The organism is Streptomyces sp. NPDC003035 (assembly GCF_042888285.1).
In the GTDB taxonomy this organism is placed as follows: domain Bacteria; phylum Actinomycetota; class Actinomycetes; order Streptomycetales; family Streptomycetaceae; genus Streptomyces.
Window position 1 is genome coordinate 525,722 of sequence record NZ_JBIAPJ010000005.1, and the last position, 17,483, is coordinate 543,204.

Sequence of the window (17,483 nt, forward strand, 5' to 3'; positions counted from 1 at the left end):
GACGACCCTACCGAGGCGGGCTCAGCGGCGCTGCTCCTTCTCCGCACGGACCCGCCTCAGCCGGTTGACGGTCACCGGATCGTGTTCCAGGGCGCGCGGGTCGTCCAGGAGCGCGTTGAGGAGCTGGTAGTAGCGGGTGGCGGACAGGCCGAGCTGCTCGCGGACGGCCCGCTCCTTGGCGCCGGGGCCCGGCCAGGAGCGGCGCTCCAGGGCGAGAACGGCGCGCTCGCGCTCCCCGAGGCCGCCGCCCGTGCCCAGGCCGTGGCCGTGGCCGGGACCGTTGCCGCCTCCCCGTTCCTCATCGTTGGTCATACGACCCAACTTATTCGGCGTTCTCCGCCTCCGTCGCCTCGCGGGAGATCTTCCCCAGGACCTCGGCGGGCTTCTGGCCGGGCGCGACGGCCTTGCCGATGTTCTGCTTGATGGTGTCGCTGACCCGGGCCCAGGACGTCTTGCCCACCGGCGGGAGCTGGGAGTTCGGCAGCTCTTCCAGGAACTCGCGGAGGTCCTTGTGCTCCTCCTCGCTCTCCATACGGGAGTACGCGCTGACCGTCACCGGCAGCAGGTCGTTGCCGCCCGCGAACTCCAGCACGTTCTCGTCGCTGAAGACGAAGTCGAGGAAGTCGCCGATCTCCTCGCGGTGGCCGTTCTGCTTGAAGCCCATGATCCAGTCGGCGACGCCCATGGACGCCTTGGCCTTGCCGGACACGCCCGGCAGCGCGACCTTGCCGACCTTGACGCCCTTCTTCCGGGCCTCCTGCATCAGCGAGGGGTGGCCGTTGAGCATGCCGACCTCGCCGCGCGAGAAGGCCGCGAAGGCGTCCTTGCGGTTGAGCTTGCCGGGGGCGACGGGTCCGGTCAGCTCCTTCTCGACCAGGTTCTCCTTCAGCCAGTCGAAGGTCCGCACGTTCTGGTCGGAGTCGATGCGGTAGCGGTCGCTGCCGTCGGTGTAGCCGGCACCGCCGCTGAGCAGCCACATCATCGTCTCGGCCTGCGCCTCCTCGGGGCCGAGCGGCAGCGCGAAGGGGTAGGGGACGTCCTCGTCCTTCAGCTTCTGGGCGGCGGCCGCCAGCTCCGCCCAGGTGGTCGGCGCCTTCGTGATCCCGGCCCGGTCGAAGAGGTCCTGGTTGAAGAAGAGCAGTCGCGTGGAGGCGGCGAACGGCAGGCCGTACTGGGTGCGCCGCATCTCGCCGGCGGAGACGAGCGGGGCGAGGAAGTTGGCCTGGACGGGGATGGAGAGCAGCTCGTCGGCGGAGTAGAGCTCGCCGGCGGCGGCGTAGTCGGCGTAGGCGCCGATCTGGGCGATGTCAGGGGCCTGGCCGGCCTTGACCATCTCGGCGACCTTGCGGTCGACGTCGTTCCAGGACTCGATCTGGACCTCGACGTTCACGCCGGGGTGCTCGGCCTCGTAGGCGTCGGTGAGCTTGTCCCAGTACCGCTCGGTGGTGTCGCCACCGGTGAGGTCGTAGTCGGCGGCGACCAGCTTCAGGGTCACGTCGCCCGAGTCGGCGCCGGTCAGGCCGCAGCCGGAGAGACCCGCGGTCAGGCCCAGTGCGGCGATCGTCGCGGTCAGTCCAAGAAATCGCCGCTGCACAGCGTCGTCCCACCCTCTTGCTCGTCGTCGAGCTGTGTTTCTCACAGAAGAGGAATCATAAGGTCTACACCACTGGCCTACACCATTGCCGGTCATTTGTATGCCCGCACAACAATATCGGCGAGTGGACTAGACCTTTCGGTCGTTCACGCGCGAGGATGGTCCCGTGAGACACGTCATCGCCCTCGATGTGGGCGGCACCGGCATGAAGGCCGCCCTCGTCGGGGCGGACGGCACCCTGCTCCACGAGGCACGGCGCGCCACCGGACGCGAGCGCGGCCCCGAGGCCGTCGTGGAGACGATCCTCGGCTTCGCCGCCGAGCTGCGCGCCCACGGCCTGGAGCGGTACGGACAGCCCGCCGCGGCCGCCGGCGTCGCCGTCCCCGGCATCGTCGACGCCGAGAACGGGATCGCCGTCTACGCCGCCAACCTCGGCTGGCGCGACGTGCCGATGCGCGCCCTGCTCAGCGAGCGCCTCGACGGCATCCCCGTCGCCCTCGGCCACGACGTCCGCACCGGCGGCCTCGCCGAGGGCCGGATCGGCGCCGGGAACGGCGCCGACCGCTTCCTCTTCGTCCCCCTGGGCACCGGCATCGCCGGCGCCATCGGCATCGGCGGAGTCATCGAGGCGGGCGCCCACGGCTACGCCGGCGAGATCGGCCACATCGTCGTCCGCCCCGGCGGGGCCTCGTGCGGCTGCGGCCAGCGCGGCTGCCTGGAGCGGTACGCCTCCGCCTCCGCCGTCTCCCTCGCCTGGGCCGCCGCCTCCGGCGACCCGGACGCGGACGCCGCCGACTGCGCCAAGGCCGTCGAGTCCGGGGACGCCCGGGCCGTCCAGGTCTGGCAGGACGCCGTCGACGCCCTCGCCGACGGCCTGGTCACCGCGCTCACCCTGCTGGACCCCCGCACGCTCATCATCGGTGGCGGTCTCGCCGAGGCCGGGGAAACCTTGTTCACACCCCTGAGGGCCGCGGTGGAGGAACGCGTGACGTTCCAGAAGCTGCCCGCCATCGTCCCGGCGGCCCTCGGGGACACCGCCGGATGCCTGGGCGCGGGCCTCCTCGCCTGGGACCTGCTCGCCAACCAGCGCCCCACCCACCACGAGGGCCCCGCCCGCAACGAGCCCGACTCGGAGGTATCCGCCTGATGGCCGATCGCACAGTTCTCGCCGGCGCCCGCGTGGTGCTGCCGACCGGGATCGTCGAGAACGGACGCGTGATCGTCGAGGGCGGCCGCATCGTGGGCAGCTCCCCCGCCGACGCCCCCTCCCTCGACCTGTCCGGCCACTGGGTCGTCCCCGGCTTCGTCGACATGCACAACCACGGCGGCGGCGGCGCCTCCTTCACCTCCGGCACGGTCGAGGACATCCTCACCGGCGTCCACACCCACCGGCTGCACGGCACCACCACCGTCGTCGCCTCGTTCGTCACCGGCGACCTGGACTTCCTGAGCGCACGCGCCGGCCTGCTCTCCGAACTGGCCGAGCAGGGCGAGATCGCCGGCATCCACTTCGAGGGGCCGTTCATCTCCCCCTGCCGCAAGGGCGCGCACGACGAGACGCTGCTGCGCGACCCCGACCCCGCCGACGTCCGCAAGCTCGTCGACGCCGCCCGCGGGCAGGCCCGGATGGTCACCCTCGCGACCGAACTGCCCGGCGGCATCGACTCCGTACGCCTGCTCGCCGAACACGGCGTGATCGCCGCGATCGGCCACACCGACGCGACGTACGAGCAGACCGTCGAGGCCATCGAGGCGGGCGCCACCGTCGCCACCCACCTGTACAACGCGATGCCCGGCCTCGGCCACCGCGCCCCCGGCCCGATCGCCGCCCTCCTGGAGGACGAGCGCGTCACGGTCGAGCTGATCAACGACGGCACGCATCTGCACCCGGCCTCGCTGGAGCTGGCGTTCCATCACGCGGGCCCGCGGCGCGTCGCGTTCATCACCGACGCGATGGACGCGGCGGGCTTCGGCGACGGGCACTACGCGCTCGGCTCGCTGGCCGTCGAGGTCAAGGACGGTGTCGCGCGCCTCGTCGAGGGCGGCTCGATCGCCGGCTCGACCCTCACCCTGGACCGCGCGTTCAAGCGGGCGGCGACCATCGACGAGCTGCCCGTCGAATCCGTCGTCCAGGCCATCTCCGCCAACCCGGCCCGACTGCTCGGGATCGACGACAGGGTCGGCTCGCTGGAGCCCGGCAAGGACGCCGACCTGGTCGTTCTCGACGCGAACTTCGACGTCAAGGGCGTGATGCGCAAGGGCGCCTGGGTGGTTGACCCGCACGTGGCCTGATCGCGACGGAACAGAGCACACGGCGGTTGGCCCGGGGACTGGGCCAACCGCCTTCTGTTTGGCATGATCAGGGCTCGTTCCACGGCTGTTCCACGGCTGTTCCACGATCTTTCGACGGCGTACGGGGGTACGGCAGGTGATTCTCACGGTCACCCTCAACACGGCACTGGACCTCACCTACCGCGTCCCCGCCCTGACCCCGCACGCCTCCCACCGCGTCACCCAGGTGATCGAACGCCCCGGCGGCAAGGGCCTGAACGTCGCCCGCGTGCTCGCCGCCCTCGGCTACGAGACCGTCGTCACCGGTTTCGCGGGCGGCCCGACCGGCGAGGTCGTCCGCGCCCACCTCGCCGAGCTGCCGCTGACCGACGCGCTCCTGACGATCGCCGGGCCCACCCGCCGTACCGTCGCCGTCGTCGACACCTCGACCGGCGACACCACCCAGCTCAACGAGCCCGGCCCCCACCTCACCCCCGCCGAGTGGTCCGCCTTCACCGGCCACTACACCGAGCTGCTCGCCGGCGCCGAGGCGGTGGCCCTGTGCGGCAGCCTGCCGCCCGGCATCCATGTCGGTGCGTACGCGGAACTCGTGCGCATCGCCCGCGGCGTCGGGGTCCCGGTCCTGCTCGACACCAGCGGCGAGCCCCTGCGGCGCGGCATCGCGGCCCGCCCCGACCTCGTCAAGCCCAACGCGGACGAGCTCGCCCAGCTCACCGGCTCCCGGGAACCGCACCGCGCCACACGCGACGCCCGACGGCGCGGCGCGCACGCGGTCGTCTCCTCGCTCGGCCCGGCGGGCATCCTCGCCGCCACCCCGGACGGCCTGTGGCACGCCGCCCCGCCGGCCACCGTACGGGGCAACCCGACGGGCGCCGGCGACTCGGCCGTCGCGGGCCTGCTGTCCGCTCTGGTCGACGGCCTGCCGTGGCCGGACCGGCTGACCCGGGCGGTCGCCCTGTCGGCGGCGACGGTGCTCTCCCCGGTCGCGGGCGAGTTCGACCGGGCGGCGTACGAGGAGCTGCTGCCGCGGGTCACGGTGACGGAGCAGGTCGCGGCGGCATGACGAAGGCCCCGCGGAACCTGTGGTTCCACGGGGCCTTCGGCCGAGCCGTACGGCTCAGATCTCACCCTTGCTGATCTTCACCCAGTCGAAGATCACGTCGCACTGGTTCCCCTGCTCGCAGGAGAGCATGATCGTGTTCTGCCCCTTCTGGAGCGACACCTGAGACCAGGTGGTCTGCCAGTTCTTCTCGGGGTTCGGGTCGGTGGAGCCGATGAAGTTCTTCAGATTCATCGGTGAGGTGTTCGCCTTGCCGTTGACGGTCACGGTGGCGTTGGCGTCCTTGGCGGGGATCGCGTACCTCACGTACATGCGGTAGGTGCCGGCCTCGGGCACCTCGGTCTGCCAGGTCGCGGACGAGCCGATCGCGTTGAACCCGGTCACGTACAGGCCGTCCGTGCCCTCCGCGCCCTTGATGTCCTTGGCGAGCAGCGCCGTGCCGCCCAGCTTGAGCGTCGCCGCGTCCTGCTGCGGCAGCGCGGCCGGGGTCTCGTCCGCGCTGGGCTCGGTGGACGGCTGCTCCTGGACCTGCGTGGACCCGCCGGTCGGCTTGCCGCCCGCGGTCCCGCCGTCGGTGTTCTCGTCACCGGTGTTGCTGATGACAGCGGCGGTGATACCGATCACGACGACCGCGACGACCGCGATCGCGCCGATCAGCAGGCCCTTGGTGTTGGGGCCACGGCCACCACCGCCACCGCCGCGCTGGGGCGGGATCGGGGACTGCCGGGTCCGGTCGCCACCGGGGTAGGTCTCGGGCGCGGCGTACTGCGGGTGCGGCTGGCCGTACTGCTGCTGGCCGCCGTAGGTCTGCTGCTGCGGCACGCCACCGTACTGGCGCTCGCCGACCGTCCTGACCTGGTTGTACGAGGTTCTGGGGACACCCGGCTGCGCGGCCGGTCCGGGGTAGCCGTAACCACCGGCCTGTCCCGGCGGCTGGGCGCCTGCCGCCTGGCCGTCCGCGTACAGGTAGCCGAACGGATCGTCGTCCTCGGGCGTGTTCGCGCCGTTGTTACCGGCAGCCATCCCTGGTCACTCCTATCCATGCTCGCCAGCCGTCGCCGACCGGCCGAGCCTACCTCGAACGGACCACCCGCCGATCCGGCCCTTGACCGAGCAGGAGGTGACCCGTGAGTAACGGCTGCGGCACGGAACGGGCTATCCGGCGCGGCGGTGGATCTTCGCCCGGGACCGCTTCTCGATGTACATCCGCTGGTCGGCGGAGTTCAGGACCTCTTCGACGCTCATGCCGCACTCGGCCCAGCCGATGCCGAAGCTCGCCCCGACCCTGACCGCCCGTCCGTCGACCCGGATCGGCGGAATGATGGCGTTGCGCAGCCGTACGGCCAGGTCAGCGGCGTCGGCCGCGCCGAGCCCGTCGGCGAGGACGACGAATTCGTCACCCCCGAGGCGGGCGACGGTGTCCCCGTCCCGTACGCCGGTGGTGAGCCGTCGGGCGACCTCGATGAGCACGGCGTCACCGGTGTGGTGTCCGAAGCGGTCGTTGATCGACTTGAAGCCGTCGAGGTCGCAGAAGAGGACGGCGAGCCCCTTCGTCCCGTCGTCGACCTCGCCGCCGGCGGGCGCGACGGTGTGGACGTGGTGGTCGTACGGCCCGGCGGGGCCGGGCCCGGCGTCGAAGCCGAAGTTGTGCTCGTGCCCGTACGGGACGTCGTAGTCGGTCTCCGGTGCGGCGTGCGGGCGCTCGCAGAGCCTGGCGCTGAGCCGGGAGCGGAGCTCGGCGCTGTTCGGCAGCCCGGTGAGGGCGTCGTGCGAGGCGCGGTGCGCGAGCTGGAGCTCGTGGCGCTTGCGCTCCTCGATGTCCTCGACATGGGTGAGGAGGAAGCGGGGGCCGTCGGCGGTGTCGGCGACGACGGAGTTGCGCAGGGAGACCCAGACGTAGGTGCCGTCGCGGCGGCCGAGGCGGAGCTCGGCGCGGCCGCCCTCGGCGGAGGTGCGGAGCAGGGTCCCTATGTCCTCGGGGTGGACCAGGTCGGCGAAGGAGTACCGGCGCATGACCGAGGCGGGGCGGCCGAGGAGGCGGCACAGGGCGTCGTTGGTGCGCAGGAGGCGGCCGTGCTGGTCGCCGCCCATCTCGGCGATGGCCATGCCGGAGGGGGCGTACTCGAAGGCCTGCCGGAACGACTCTTCACTGGCGCGCAGGGCCTGCTGCTCGCGTTCGAGGCGGACCAGGGCGCGCTGCATGTTTGCGCGCAGCCGGGCGTTGCTGATCGCAATGGCCGACTGGGAGGCGTACATCTGCAGGGCTTCTTGACCCCAGGGGCCGGGGTGGCGGCCGTTGCGGGGCCGGTCGACGGAGATCACGCCGAGGAGCTCGCGCTTGGAGCCGGAGGCGTACATGGGGGCGTAGAGACGGTCGTGGGGGTGCCACTCGTCCTCGAAGCGGGGGGCGGGGCCCTCGGTGTGCCACTGCGGGACGTCGTCCTCTATGAGGACCCAGCCCTCGGTGTGCGGGATGAACCGCAGGTCACCCCAGGCGACGCCCATGGAGAGGCGGCGCTCCCAGGACTCCCGGGAGCCGACGCGGCCGGTGATCAGCGCTTCGGCGGCGGTGCTGCCGGCGAAGGCGGCGACGACGAGGTCACCGTCGGGGCGTACGAGGTTGACGCAGGCCAGTTCGTAGTTCAGACCTGCGACGATGCCGTCGGCGACGGTCTGCAGGGTGTCCGCCAGGCTGCGGGCAGTATTGAGGTCCGCCACGACCTGATGCAGCTGCCGCAGGGTCGCAAGACGGACGTACGGCTCCGACTCGGTCTCCATCGCTCGCTCTCCCCGAGACCTCGACAGCAACTCCAGGGTTCTCATCGGCTTCGTGCTGCACTGTCCTTGCCACTGAATCACAGCGAGCTGTGCACCCGGTACACAGGGTCAACAAATACTGTGCTCTGTGACTCAAGTCACAACAGGTGATGAAGCGTCACAGACGCGGCCGGAAAGCGCTCCCGTTCTTTCTTGAACGCAAAGAGAACAGTGCGGTACGGGGGGCGGTGCGAGGCCGCACGGGGCGGGTACGGGGCCGGAACCGGAGGTCCTAGGACCGGCGAGGGGGCCCGGACTGGTCCCCCGGCCCGATGTGGGCGGGCGCGGGGCGCGACTAGCGTGCGAGGTGTGCTGACGACGACTCCCGCCCCGCGCCCCGCCACGGATCTGGCGATCCCTCATGCTGAAGGGGTGAGCAACGACGAGTTCCGGGCGGCGATGTCCCGCCTCGCGGCGGGCGTGGTGCTGGTGACGGCGCACGACCCGGACGACGGTCCGCGCGGCGAGGACGTCGGCATGACGGCGACGGCGTTCATGTCCGTGTCCCTCGATCCGCCGCTGGTGCTCGTCAGTCTCCGCAACGGCTCCCGCATGGACGACCTGCTGGGCGAGGTCCCGGTCTGGGCGGTCTCCGTCCTCTCCGAGAGCCAGCGCCACATCGCGGGCCGCTTCGCCATGAAGGGCCGGGTGAGCGACCGTCTCCTCTTCGAGGACGTCCCGTACACGCGCGGGAAGGAGAGCGGCGCACCGCTGGTGGGCGGCGCCCTGGCGACCCTGGAGTGCCGTACGGAGAGCCGCGTGGTCGCCGGCGACCACACCCTGGTCGTCGCCCGCGTCCTGACCGCCGACTTCCCGTCGGCGGACGGCGGCCCCCTGACGTACTTCCGCGGCAAGTACCGCCGCCTGTCCTGACGCCCGCCCCCGCTGGGGAATCGTCTCGTCTTCCCCTCGACGGGGTCGGGTCAGCCCCAGTCGCGGCCCTGGCGCCCCCGCTTCGTCTCGGACCGCTGCTTCTTCACCCGCAGCCGGCGCTCGTTGATGCCCCGGGGGATCTTCGTCGCCCGGCGGGGCTTCGGCGGCGGCGCCGTCGCCTCCGCGAGGAGCGCCGCGAGGCGGACCGCGGCCGTCTCACGGTTGCGCCACTGCGAGCGGTGCTCGGACGCGCGGACCGTCACCACCCCGTTCACCAGGCGGGAAGCCAGCCGCTCGAGCGCGCGCGCCTTCCAGACCTCCGGCAGCGCCTCCGTCGACGCCAGGTCGAAGCGGAGCTCCACCTGCGAGTCGCTGGTGTTGACGTGCTGCCCGCCCGGCCCCGACGACCGCGAGAAACGCCACATGAGCTCGGCCTCGGGCAGGGAGACGGAGCCGCGGATCGGATACGGACCGGACATGTCATCCATGTTCCCCGGAGGGGCTCCCCCACGTCATCCTGTTTTCCGCGATGGAACCGCCGTGCCTCCGCACGCGTTATCCCCTGCGACGACATCACGAAGGTCACGAAGAAAGGCACTTCCCATGGCTGTAAGCCTCTCCAAGGGCGGCAACGTCTCCCTGTCCAAGGAGGCCCCGGGTCTCACCGCCGTCACCGTGGGCCTCGGCTGGGACGTCCGGACGACCACCGGCACCGACTTCGACCTCGACGCCTCCGCCATCGGCGTCGACCCGGCCGGCAAGGTCGCCTCCGACGCGCACTTCGTCTTCTTCAACAACAAGTCCACCCCGGACCAGACCATCGTCCACACCGGTGACAACCGCACCGGCGAGGGCGGCGGCGACGACGAGCAGATCAACGTCAACCTCGCCGCGCTGCCCCCGAACGTCGACAAGATCGTCTTCCCGGTCTCCATCTACGACGCGGTCAACCGCTCGCAGAACTTCGGCCAGGTCCGCAACGCGTACATCCGCATCCTCAACCAGGCCGGCGGCAGCGAGATCGCCCGCTACGACCTCTCCGAGGACGCCGCCGTCGAGACGGCCATGGTCTTCGGCGAGCTGTACCGCAACGGCGCGGAGTGGAAGTTCCGCGCGGTCGGCCAGGGTTACGCCTCCGGCCTCGAGGGCATCGCCCGCGACTTCGGCGTCACCCTCTGACGTAACGGAAGAACTGAGGACGAGGAGCCCCGGCGCGAGGACTGCGCCGGGGCTCCTTTCTTCGGCTGTGCCCGGGGACTGACCTAGTTCGGGCGCCGCGGCCTCTCGTCCCCGTACAGCCAGACGTCCCACACCTCACCGAGGTCCTCCCCCGCCACCTCCTCCGCGTACGCGGTGAAGTCGGCGGTGGACGCGTTCCCGTGACGGTGTCTCGCCGCCCAGCCGGCCAGGAGCTCGCGGAAGGTGCGGTCGCCGACCCGCTGCCGGATCCGGTGCAGCACCATCGCGCCCCGCTGGTACACCGGCGGGTCGAAGAGGTCCTCCGCCGCCGGCGGACGCGCGGGCGGGAAGGCCCAGTTGATGTCGGCGGCGAAGGCGGTCTCGAAGTTCACCTGCGCCGGGGTGTTCTCGAAGTCCTCCGCGTACAGCCATTCCGCGTAGACCGCGAAGCCCTCGTTCAGCCACATGTCCTGCCAGGTGGCGGGCGTGACCGAGTTGCCGAACCACTGGTGCGCCAGCTCGTGCACGAGGATCTCGGCGGTGAGGGAGTCGAGCGGGAAGACGGGCCGCGTCTGGGTCTCCAGCGCGTAGCCGGCGTCGCCGGTCCGCTCCACGATCGCGCCGGTGGCGGAGAAGGGGTAGGGCCCGAAGGTCTTCTCCTGCCAGGCGAGGAGCTCGGGGATCCGGGCGAGCAGCGGCGCGCTCTTCGCGGCGACGACCGGATCGGCGGCGGTGAGCACGGGCAGCCCGGAGGGGGTGGCCGAGACCTTCGTCGTGTACCGCCCGACGGCCACGGTCGCCAGGTAGCTCGCCATCGGTTCGGCGGAGTGCCAGACGGAGGTGGTCCGGCCGTTCGCGGTCCGCTCGGACGTCCGTACGCCGTTGGAGATCGCCTGCGTTCCCTGCGGCACGGTCAGGGTGATGTCGTACGTCGCCTTGTCGGACGGATGGTGGTTGCCGGGGAACCAGGCCATGGAGCCGACCGGCTGTCCGAGCGCCACCGCCCCGTCCTCGGTCCGCAGCCAGCCCTCCTTCGAGCCGTCCGCGTCGGTGATCGTCTCGGGTGTGCCGGAGTACGCGATCGTCGTACGGAAGACGGCGCCCTTGTCGATGTCCTCGCGCGGCCGGAGCGTCAGCTCGTTCCCGGCCCGGCTGGCGGCGGCCGGGGCGCCGTCGACCGCGGCGGAGTCGACGGTGAGGCCGGCGAGGTCCAGGTTGAAGGCGCTGAGGTCCTGGCCGGCGCGAGCCGTGATCATGGCGGTGGCGTCGAGCCTGCCGCTCCTCGGGTCGTAGGCGAGGTCGAGCGCGTAGTGCGTGACGTCGTAGCCGCCGTTGCCGAGCTTGGGGAAGTACGGGTCGCGCAGCCCCGCCGCGCCGGGTGTGCCCCGCACCCCGCCGATGTCCACGCCACCGCCGTCGGCGGCACCGGTGCAGCCCGCGAGGAGCAGCAGCGCGGTGGCGGCTCCCAGAACGGCGCGGATACGTGATTCCACTCGCCGATCTTAGGCAGGCGTACGGCGGGATGGGCGGCGGGCGTACGGCATCGGTGGCACCCGGCGAGGAGGGTCCGGGGGCGGGGGTCGGGGGCGGGGGGCGGGGGGGCGTACGCGTCCCGCCCGCCGGGCCTCCTACTTGGTGAGCGCCGCGACGCCCGCCTGGGCGAACTTCTCGTCCAGGGCGCCGCTCGGCGCACCGGCGACACCGATGCCGGCGATCGGCGCGCCCTTGACGGTCACGGGGGCGCCGCCGGCGAGGAACAGGGTGCCGGGGATGTCCTTCAGGTTCGGGGCCTGGGCGAGGCGCTCCGCGAGCACGGAGGTCGGGGCGTTCCAGGAGACGGCGGTGTACGCCTTGCGCTCGGCGGACTCGTAGGACTGCGGGCCGGCGCCGTCGCCCCGCAGGGTCACGATGGTGTTGCCGTTGCGGTCCACGACGGCGACCGTCACGCGCTGGTTCTCGTCCTCGGCGGCGTCCAGGGTGGCCTGCGCGGCCTCGGTGGCGGCCTCGATCGTCAGGTGCGTGGTCTGCCGCAGGTTCTGGTCCGACGCGTCGGCCTTGGCCGCGACGGCGGGCGCGGCGGCCGGGGCGGAGGCGTTCGCGGAGACGGCGCCGAAGGTACCGGCGGCGGCGATGGCGGCGGTGGCGGCACCGAAGAGGATCTTCTTCTTCATGGAGGTCTCCTTGAGGCTGTGGCGTGGTCGAGCGGGTGGTCGAGCCAGGTGGTCGGCCCGGCGGTCGAGCCGGGCGGCTCGTTCGCTCTGCCATCGATCCTCCGGCCGATTCCGGGCCCGTACGGTCCACGAACCGGCTCCCCCCGTCGCGCATGATGGACGACGGGGGTGTCAGCCGATCGGTTGATGCCCCTGTGGTCCCCCCGGGCCAGCATGGACACGGAGAGCCAGGTCAGAGCCGCGGACGGGAGCCGTGGCCGACCCATGGAGACCCGGCCACGACCGAGAGAGGCCCGATGGAGAAGCACGCGATGGAGCAGGATCCGGACGCCCGCTGGCTGGCGCGGGTCATGCACATCGCCTTCTTCCTCCTCCTCGGCGCGTCCCTCGTCCGCTTCCTGCTGCGCCACCCGTGGGAGGACCGCAGCCCCTGGATCGTCGCCCTCTCCGGCGCCCTCGCCTCCCTCTACCTCCTCGGCCCCGTCCTCGGCACCCGCGCCACCCCCCGCCGGATCGCCTGGCTCTGCACCGTCGTCGCCGTCTGGGTGCTCCTGGTCGTCCTCGCGCCGAGCTTCGCCTGGTGCGCGGTGCCGCTCTTCTACACCGGGCTGCGCACCCTCCCGCCACGCGCCGCCCTCGCCCTCGTCGCCCTCCTCACCGCCTTCGTCGTCACGGCACAGGTCCAGCTCTCGCACGGCGGCTTCGACCCGAACCTGCTCGTCGCCCCGCCGGCCGTCGCCGCCATCGCCACCGCCGTCTTCGTCCACGCGCAGCGTCAGGCCGACCGCCAGCGCGCGCTGATCGACGACCTCATCCGCACCCGGCGCGAACTGGCCGCCATCGAGCGCCGCGAGGGCACCCTCGCCGAACGCCAGCGGCTCTCCATGGAGATCCACGACACCCTCGCCCAGGGCCTGTCCAGCCAGCAGATGCTGCTCCAGGCCGCCGAACGCACCTGGGACGCCGACCCCTCGACCGCCCGCCGCCACGTCCGTACGGCCGAGTCGATCGCCGAACGCAACCTCGCCGAGGCCCGCCGCTTCGTCCACGACCTCGCCCCGGCCGACCTCGCCGAGGGCGGCGGCCTGGAGGAGGCGCTGCGCACCCTCGCGGGGCGCGAGTCCGCCGCGTTCCGCGTCGACGGCGCCCCCGTCCCGCTGCCGGAGCGCGTCCAGTCGGCGCTGCTGCGCATCGCGCAGGGCGCCCTCGCCAACGTCCGCGAGCACGCCGCCGCCCGCTCCGCCGCCCTGACCCTGACCTACCTCGACGACCAGGTCGTCCTCGACATCGCCGACGACGGCCGCGGCTTCGACGCCTCGGCCGCCCGGCAGAGCGGCGTACGCGGCCACGGCCTGCCCGCCATGCGCGTACGGGCCCAGCAGCTCGGCGGCACACTCACCGTGGAGTCCACCCCCGGCGAGGGCACGGTGCTCTCCGTCGCGATCCCCCTGTCCACGCCCCTGGAGGCCGGTGCATGACCGTACGGATCCTGCTCTGCGACGACCACGCCGTCGTACGCGCCGGGCTGCTCGCCCTGCTCGGCAGCGCCCCCGACATCGAGGTCGTCGGCGAGGCCGGCAGCGGCGAGGAGGCGGTCGCGATGGCCGCCAAACTGCGACCGGACGTCGTCCTGATGGACCTCCAGCTCGGCCCCGGCATCGACGGCGTCGAGGCGACCCGCCGGATCTCGGGAGCCGGGTCCGGCGTACACGTCCTGGTCCTCACCACCTACGACACGGACGCCGACATCACCCGCGCCATCGAGGCCGGCGCCACCGGCTACCTCCTGAAGGCCGAGCGCCCCGAGGAGCTGTTCGCCGCGATCCACTCCGCCGCCCAGGGCCGTACGACCCTCTCCCCACCGGTCGCCAGCCGGGTCATGGACCGGATGCGAGGGGCCGCCGGGCCCACCCTCACCGACCGCGAACGCGACATCCTCGGCCAGCTCGCCCACGGCCTCGGCAACCGCGAGATCGCCCGCGCGCTCTTCATCAGCGAGGCGACCGTGAAGACCCACCTCGGCCGCATCTACGCCAAGCTCGGCGTGGACACACGTGCGGGTGCCGTCGCCGTGGCGAAGGAACGCCGCCTGCTGCCTTGACGCTGCTACTCTGCGTTGCGATTCCTTCACAAAGTGTCATTTTCGATCGTGGAGTGGGAGCGCAACGTGAAGATCGCCTGCGTCGGCGGCGGGCCCGCCGGCCTGTACTTCTCGATCCTGATGAAGCGGCAGGACCCGTCCCACGACATCACCGTCTACGAGCGGAACCCGGCCGGCTCCACCTACGGCTGGGGCGTGACCTACTGGGCCGGACTCCTGGACAAGCTGCGGGCCGGCGACCCGGAGTCGGCACGCGCCGTCGACGAGGCGTCCGTCCGCTGGACCGACGGCGTCGCCATCGTCCGCGACGAGCGGACGGTCCACCGCGGCGACGAGGGCTTCGGCATCGGCCGACGCCGGATGCTCACCCTCCTGGCCGAGCGGGCCGAATCCCTCGGCGTACGCCTCGCGTTCGAGCACGGGATCAGCGGACCGGACGACCCGGAACTCGCGGACGCCGACCTGGTCGTCGCGGCCGACGGGGTCAACAGCGTGCTGCGCGAGGCCCACGCCACCCACTTCGGCGCCGAGGTCGCCACCGGGCGCAACCACTACATCTGGCTCGGCACCACCAAGGTCTTCGACTCCTTCAGCTTCGCCTTCAAGGAGACCGACCACGGCTGGATCTGGTGCTATGCCTACGGCTTCAGCGGCGAGCGGTCCACCTGTGTTGTCGAGTGCTCCCCGGAGACATGGACGGGTCTCGGACTGGACACCATGTCCGAGCCGGACACCCTCAACGCCCTGGAGAAGATCTTCACGGACCTCCTCGACGGCCAGGCACTGATCGGCCGGGCGCAGCACGCCGAGGCCGCCGCGCAGTGGCTGAACTTCCGCACCCTGACGACCCGCACCTGGCACCACGGCAACCTCGTCCTGCTCGGCGACGCCGCCCACACCACGCACTACTCGATCGGCGCCGGCACCACCCTGGCCCTGGAGGACGCCCTCGCCCTCGCGGACGCCCTGCGGGACGGCGGCGACCTCGACGCGGCGCTCACCCGGTACGGCAAGCGGCGGCACGCGGAGCTCCTCTCGGCCCAGAGCGCGGCCCGCTACAGCGCCCAGTGGTACGAGAACCTCCCCCGCTACATGGGCCTGGAGCCGCGCCAGATGTTCGCGCTCCTCGGCCAGCGCCACTCGCCCCTGCTCCCCCATATCCCGCCGCAGCTCTACTACCGGATCGACCGGGCGGCCGAGCAGCTGGAGCCGCTGCGCCGCTTCAAGCGCTGGCTGGGCCCCCGCATGGCCCGCGCCCTGCACGCCCGGACGCGCGCCTGACAACACAACTGGTATCGGCACCGGCTACCGGCAGCGGCGCGGGCTGCCGTCGACAGCGGCGGGAGCGGGGACGACGGCGGGGCGGGAGCGCGGACGACGGCGGGGCGGGAGCGCGGGCGGCGGCGGGGCGGGAGCGCGGGCGGCGGGGGCCCGGGCACGTGGGACCATCGTCTCCGTGCTCGACATCGGCTACTCCCTCTCCCGTCGCTTCCCCGACCCCCCGCAGACCGACTACCGCCGCGCGGACGTCCACGCGCTGCGCCACGACCTGTTCTGCGGGGACGTGTACCTCGCCGACCCCAAGGCCGACCGTGAGGTGTCCACAGCCTGGGGATGGGTGCCGGTGCTCGACTTCGCCTGGGCGCTGTGCGACATCGTCGAGCAGATCGACCAGGACCCGCGCGGCAACCGGGCCTCCCAGCCCCAGTACGCCGAACTCGACTTCACCGAGTCCTCGGACCGCATGCTCTTCGAGCGCCGCTTCGGCTGGGTGGACGTCGAGGCCGACTGGATGCCCGGCGACGAGCCCCCGCTCACCTTCAACCACCGCGAACTGCGCCGCGAGGCCCGCGACTTCCTGCACGACCTGATCGCCGACCTCACCGACATGCACGAGGGCCTCGGCGACAACCCGGTGATCTGGGACCTCCAGGCCCGCTTCCCCCGCCTCCCGTAGCCGCGATCGAGTTGAACCGACCTCGTGCACGCTCCCCCGGCGGCGGCAACCGCACCTCCGGCCGACGCACGACCGCCACCTTCTTCTTCCCCGTCACCATGACCCCATGGTGACGTGCGCCACTGACAACGCCCCCGATGTCACAAACCGCGCCCCCTCCGCCGTCCCATGCGTACGACCCACACGAGGGAGCACGACATGCAGCGGAACAGGAAGCACATCACCGTCATCGGCGGCGGATTCGCCGGACTCACCGCGGCGATCACCGCCGCCGAGGCCGGGGCCGAGGTCACCCTCCATGAGGCCCACCACACCCTCGGCGGGCGCGCCCGCACCGCCGAAGGCCCCTACCTCACCAACGAGGGACCCCACGCGATCTACAACGGCGGCCCCCACTGGACCTGGCTCGCACAGCGCGGCCTCCTCGGCCCGCTCGCACCCGTACCGCTCTCCGAAGCCGCCCGCTTCCGCTTCCACCAGGCCGGCGCCCTGCGCCGCACCCCGCCCCTCGGCTTCCTCCGCCACACCCTCCGTACCGCCGAACAGGCCCCTGTCGAGACCGACTTCCTGACCTGGGCCACCCGCCTCGCCGGCCCCGAGGCCGCCCGCCAGGCCGCCGCGTACAGCGGCGTCGCCCTCTTCCACCACGACCCCGGCGCGCTCTCCGCCCGCTTCGTCCAGGAACGGCTGCACCGGGCCGCCGCCCTGCCGCCCGAGGCCCACTTCATCCGCGGCGGCTGGGGACAGCTGATCGACCGCATGGCCGCCCGTGCGTGGGACCTGGGCGTACGGATCGAGATGTCCTCCCGCCTCGACACCCCGCCCCTCACCGACGGCCCCGTCGTCATCGCCACCTCCCTCCCCGCCGCCGCCCGGCTCCTCGGCGACCCCGGCCTGACCTGGGAGAGCGGCCGCACCGTCCTGTTCGACCTGGCGGTGCGCACCCGCAAGGGCGACCCGTACATCGTCTCGGACCTCGACGCCCCCGGCTGGATCGAACGCTTCACCGCACAGGACCCCTCCCTCGCCCCGGCCGGCCACCAGCTGATCCAGGCACAGCTCCCCATCGGCCCCGACCAGAACAAGGCCGACGGCATCGCCCACGCCGAGCGCCTGCTCGACCTCGGCTTCCCCGGCTGGCGCGAGCGGACCGTCTGGCGCCGCGAAGCCCTCTGCAGCGGCCGTACGGGAGCGGTCGACCGCCCCGGCACCACCTGGCGCGACCGCCCCGCGATCGACCGCGGCGACGACGTCTACCTCGTGGGCGACCAGGTCGCGGCGCCCGGCGTACTGTCCGAGGTGTCGTTCACGAGCGCGGTCGAAGCGGTGTCCCTGGCACTGCGCACGAGGAAGCTCGACCTCAAGGAAGCATGACCCCGAGCACGCTTGACCTCAAGCACGCGCTTGGCCTCAACCACGCTTGACCTCAAGCACGCTTG

At 72.3% G+C, this 17,483-nt stretch carries 17 protein-coding genes; 10 read left to right on the top strand and 7 right to left on the bottom strand.

From position 1 onward, the window contains the following. Positions 1–21: 21 nt before the first annotated feature. Both ACFYV5_RS19190 and ACFYV5_RS19195 read right to left on the bottom strand, forming a co-directional pair. A complete protein-coding gene (locus ACFYV5_RS19190; protein WP_355104464.1) occupies positions 22–312 on the bottom strand; it encodes a DUF3263 domain-containing protein in 291 nt (96 codons plus the stop codon). 10 nt (positions 313–322) lie between these two features. Continuing rightward, the gene (locus tag ACFYV5_RS19195; protein WP_389169666.1) at positions 323–1,594 is read right to left on the bottom strand and encodes an ABC transporter substrate-binding protein; all 1,272 of its coding nucleotides are present in this window, start codon (positions 1,592–1,594) and stop codon (positions 323–325) included. A gap of 166 nt (positions 1,595–1,760) precedes the next feature. On the opposite strand from ACFYV5_RS19195, the gene ACFYV5_RS19200 reads away from it, so the two are divergent. The 3 genes from ACFYV5_RS19200 to ACFYV5_RS19210 all read left to right on the top strand — a co-directional run bounded on the left by ACFYV5_RS19200 (position 1,761) and on the right by ACFYV5_RS19210 (position 4,949). Then, on the top strand, positions 1,761–2,741 hold the full coding sequence (locus tag ACFYV5_RS19200; RefSeq protein WP_389169669.1) for an ROK family protein: 981 nt from the start codon (positions 1,761–1,763) through the stop codon (positions 2,739–2,741). Next, complete coding sequence (gene nagA / locus ACFYV5_RS19205) at positions 2,741–3,886, top strand: N-acetylglucosamine-6-phosphate deacetylase (RefSeq protein ID WP_355104458.1); 1,146 nt, start codon at positions 2,741–2,743, stop codon at positions 3,884–3,886. The genes ACFYV5_RS19200 and nagA overlap by 1 nt, the downstream gene beginning before the upstream one ends. A 136-nt stretch (positions 3,887–4,022) precedes the next feature. After that, positions 4,023–4,949 (top strand): 1-phosphofructokinase family hexose kinase, encoded by a 927-nt coding sequence (locus tag ACFYV5_RS19210; protein ID WP_389169672.1) that lies wholly within the window; start codon positions 4,023–4,025, stop codon positions 4,947–4,949. Positions 4,950–5,003: 54 nt separating this feature from the next. Here ACFYV5_RS19210 and ACFYV5_RS19215 read toward each other — a convergent pair whose 3' ends face one another. After that, positions 5,004–5,969, bottom strand: coding sequence for a CBM35 domain-containing protein (locus ACFYV5_RS19215; RefSeq protein WP_389169675.1), 966 nt, complete (start codon positions 5,967–5,969; stop codon positions 5,004–5,006). Between the two features lie 132 nt (positions 5,970–6,101). Further along, positions 6,102–7,724 (bottom strand): diguanylate cyclase CdgB, encoded by a 1,623-nt coding sequence (gene cdgB, locus ACFYV5_RS19220; RefSeq protein WP_355104452.1) that lies wholly within the window; start codon positions 7,722–7,724, stop codon positions 6,102–6,104. A gap of 348 nt (positions 7,725–8,072) precedes the next feature. Between cdgB and ACFYV5_RS19225 the strand changes: the two genes are divergently transcribed. Further along, complete coding sequence (locus ACFYV5_RS19225) at positions 8,073–8,636, top strand: flavin reductase family protein (protein ID WP_355104450.1); 564 nt, start codon at positions 8,073–8,075, stop codon at positions 8,634–8,636. A gap of 50 nt (positions 8,637–8,686) precedes the next feature. On the opposite strand, the gene arfB is transcribed toward ACFYV5_RS19225, so the two are convergent. Then, the gene (gene arfB / locus ACFYV5_RS19230; protein ID WP_389169680.1) at positions 8,687–9,124 is read right to left on the bottom strand and encodes an alternative ribosome rescue aminoacyl-tRNA hydrolase ArfB; all 438 of its coding nucleotides are present in this window, start codon (positions 9,122–9,124) and stop codon (positions 8,687–8,689) included. A gap of 115 nt (positions 9,125–9,239) precedes the next feature. Here arfB and ACFYV5_RS19235 point away from each other — a divergent pair, with 115 nt between their 5' ends. Continuing rightward, on the top strand, positions 9,240–9,815 hold the full coding sequence (locus ACFYV5_RS19235) for a TerD family protein (RefSeq protein ID WP_355104446.1): 576 nt from the start codon (positions 9,240–9,242) through the stop codon (positions 9,813–9,815). Between the two features lie 83 nt (positions 9,816–9,898). Here the strand turns inward: ACFYV5_RS19235 and ACFYV5_RS19240 are convergent, their stop codons facing one another. Continuing rightward, the gene (locus ACFYV5_RS19240; protein WP_389169683.1) at positions 9,899–11,308 is read right to left on the bottom strand and encodes a M1 family metallopeptidase; all 1,410 of its coding nucleotides are present in this window, start codon (positions 11,306–11,308) and stop codon (positions 9,899–9,901) included. 135 nt (positions 11,309–11,443) lie between these two features. Further along, the gene (locus ACFYV5_RS19245; protein WP_389169685.1) at positions 11,444–11,986 is read right to left on the bottom strand and encodes a heme-binding protein; all 543 of its coding nucleotides are present in this window, start codon (positions 11,984–11,986) and stop codon (positions 11,444–11,446) included. Between the two features lie 296 nt (positions 11,987–12,282). On the opposite strand from ACFYV5_RS19245, the gene ACFYV5_RS19250 reads away from it, so the two are divergent. From ACFYV5_RS19250 to ACFYV5_RS19270, 5 genes are all read left to right on the top strand, one after another. Further along, positions 12,283–13,464 carry a sensor histidine kinase gene (locus ACFYV5_RS19250; protein WP_389169687.1) on the top strand — a complete coding sequence of 394 codons (1,182 nt, stop codon included), beginning with the start codon at positions 12,283–12,285 and terminating at the stop codon, positions 13,462–13,464. After that, positions 13,461–14,087, top strand: a complete 627-nt coding sequence (locus ACFYV5_RS19255) for a response regulator (protein WP_389169690.1) — start codon at positions 13,461–13,463, stop codon at positions 14,085–14,087. Before ACFYV5_RS19250 ends, ACFYV5_RS19255 begins: the two co-directional genes overlap by 4 nt. Positions 14,088–14,153: 66 nt before the next feature. After that, positions 14,154–15,368, top strand: a complete 1,215-nt coding sequence (locus ACFYV5_RS19260) for an FAD-dependent monooxygenase (protein ID WP_389170002.1) — start codon at positions 14,154–14,156, stop codon at positions 15,366–15,368. 175 nt (positions 15,369–15,543) lie between these two features. Then, a complete protein-coding gene (locus ACFYV5_RS19265; protein WP_355104438.1) occupies positions 15,544–16,044 on the top strand; it encodes a hypothetical protein in 501 nt (166 codons plus the stop codon). A 198-nt stretch (positions 16,045–16,242) separates the two neighbouring features. After that, the gene (locus ACFYV5_RS19270; protein WP_389169693.1) at positions 16,243–17,418 is read left to right on the top strand and encodes an NAD(P)-binding protein; all 1,176 of its coding nucleotides are present in this window, start codon (positions 16,243–16,245) and stop codon (positions 17,416–17,418) included. Positions 17,419–17,483 lie beyond the last annotated feature (65 nt).

Coding starts and splice junctions, on each gene's coding strand:
- arfB (WP_389169680.1), bottom strand. CDS start 9,124: ATGGATGACATGTCCGGTCCGTATCCGATCCGCGGCTCCGTCTCCCTG.
- ACFYV5_RS19235 (WP_355104446.1), top strand. CDS start 9,240: ATGGCTGTAAGCCTCTCCAAGGGCGGCAACGTCTCCCTGTCCAAGGAG.
- ACFYV5_RS19215 (WP_389169675.1), bottom strand. CDS start 5,969: ATGGCTGCCGGTAACAACGGCGCGAACACGCCCGAGGACGACGATCCG.
- ACFYV5_RS19245 (WP_389169685.1), bottom strand. CDS start 11,986: ATGAAGAAGAAGATCCTCTTCGGTGCCGCCACCGCCGCCATCGCCGCC.
- ACFYV5_RS19250 (WP_389169687.1), top strand. CDS start 12,283: ATGGAGAAGCACGCGATGGAGCAGGATCCGGACGCCCGCTGGCTGGCG.
- cdgB (WP_355104452.1), bottom strand. CDS start 7,724: ATGGAGACCGAGTCGGAGCCGTACGTCCGTCTTGCGACCCTGCGGCAG.
- ACFYV5_RS19255 (WP_389169690.1), top strand. CDS start 13,461: ATGACCGTACGGATCCTGCTCTGCGACGACCACGCCGTCGTACGCGCC.
- ACFYV5_RS19270 (WP_389169693.1), top strand. CDS start 16,243: ATGCAGCGGAACAGGAAGCACATCACCGTCATCGGCGGCGGATTCGCC.
- ACFYV5_RS19190 (WP_355104464.1), bottom strand. CDS start 312: ATGACCAACGATGAGGAACGGGGAGGCGGCAACGGTCCCGGCCACGGC.
- nagA (WP_355104458.1), top strand. CDS start 2,741: ATGGCCGATCGCACAGTTCTCGCCGGCGCCCGCGTGGTGCTGCCGACC.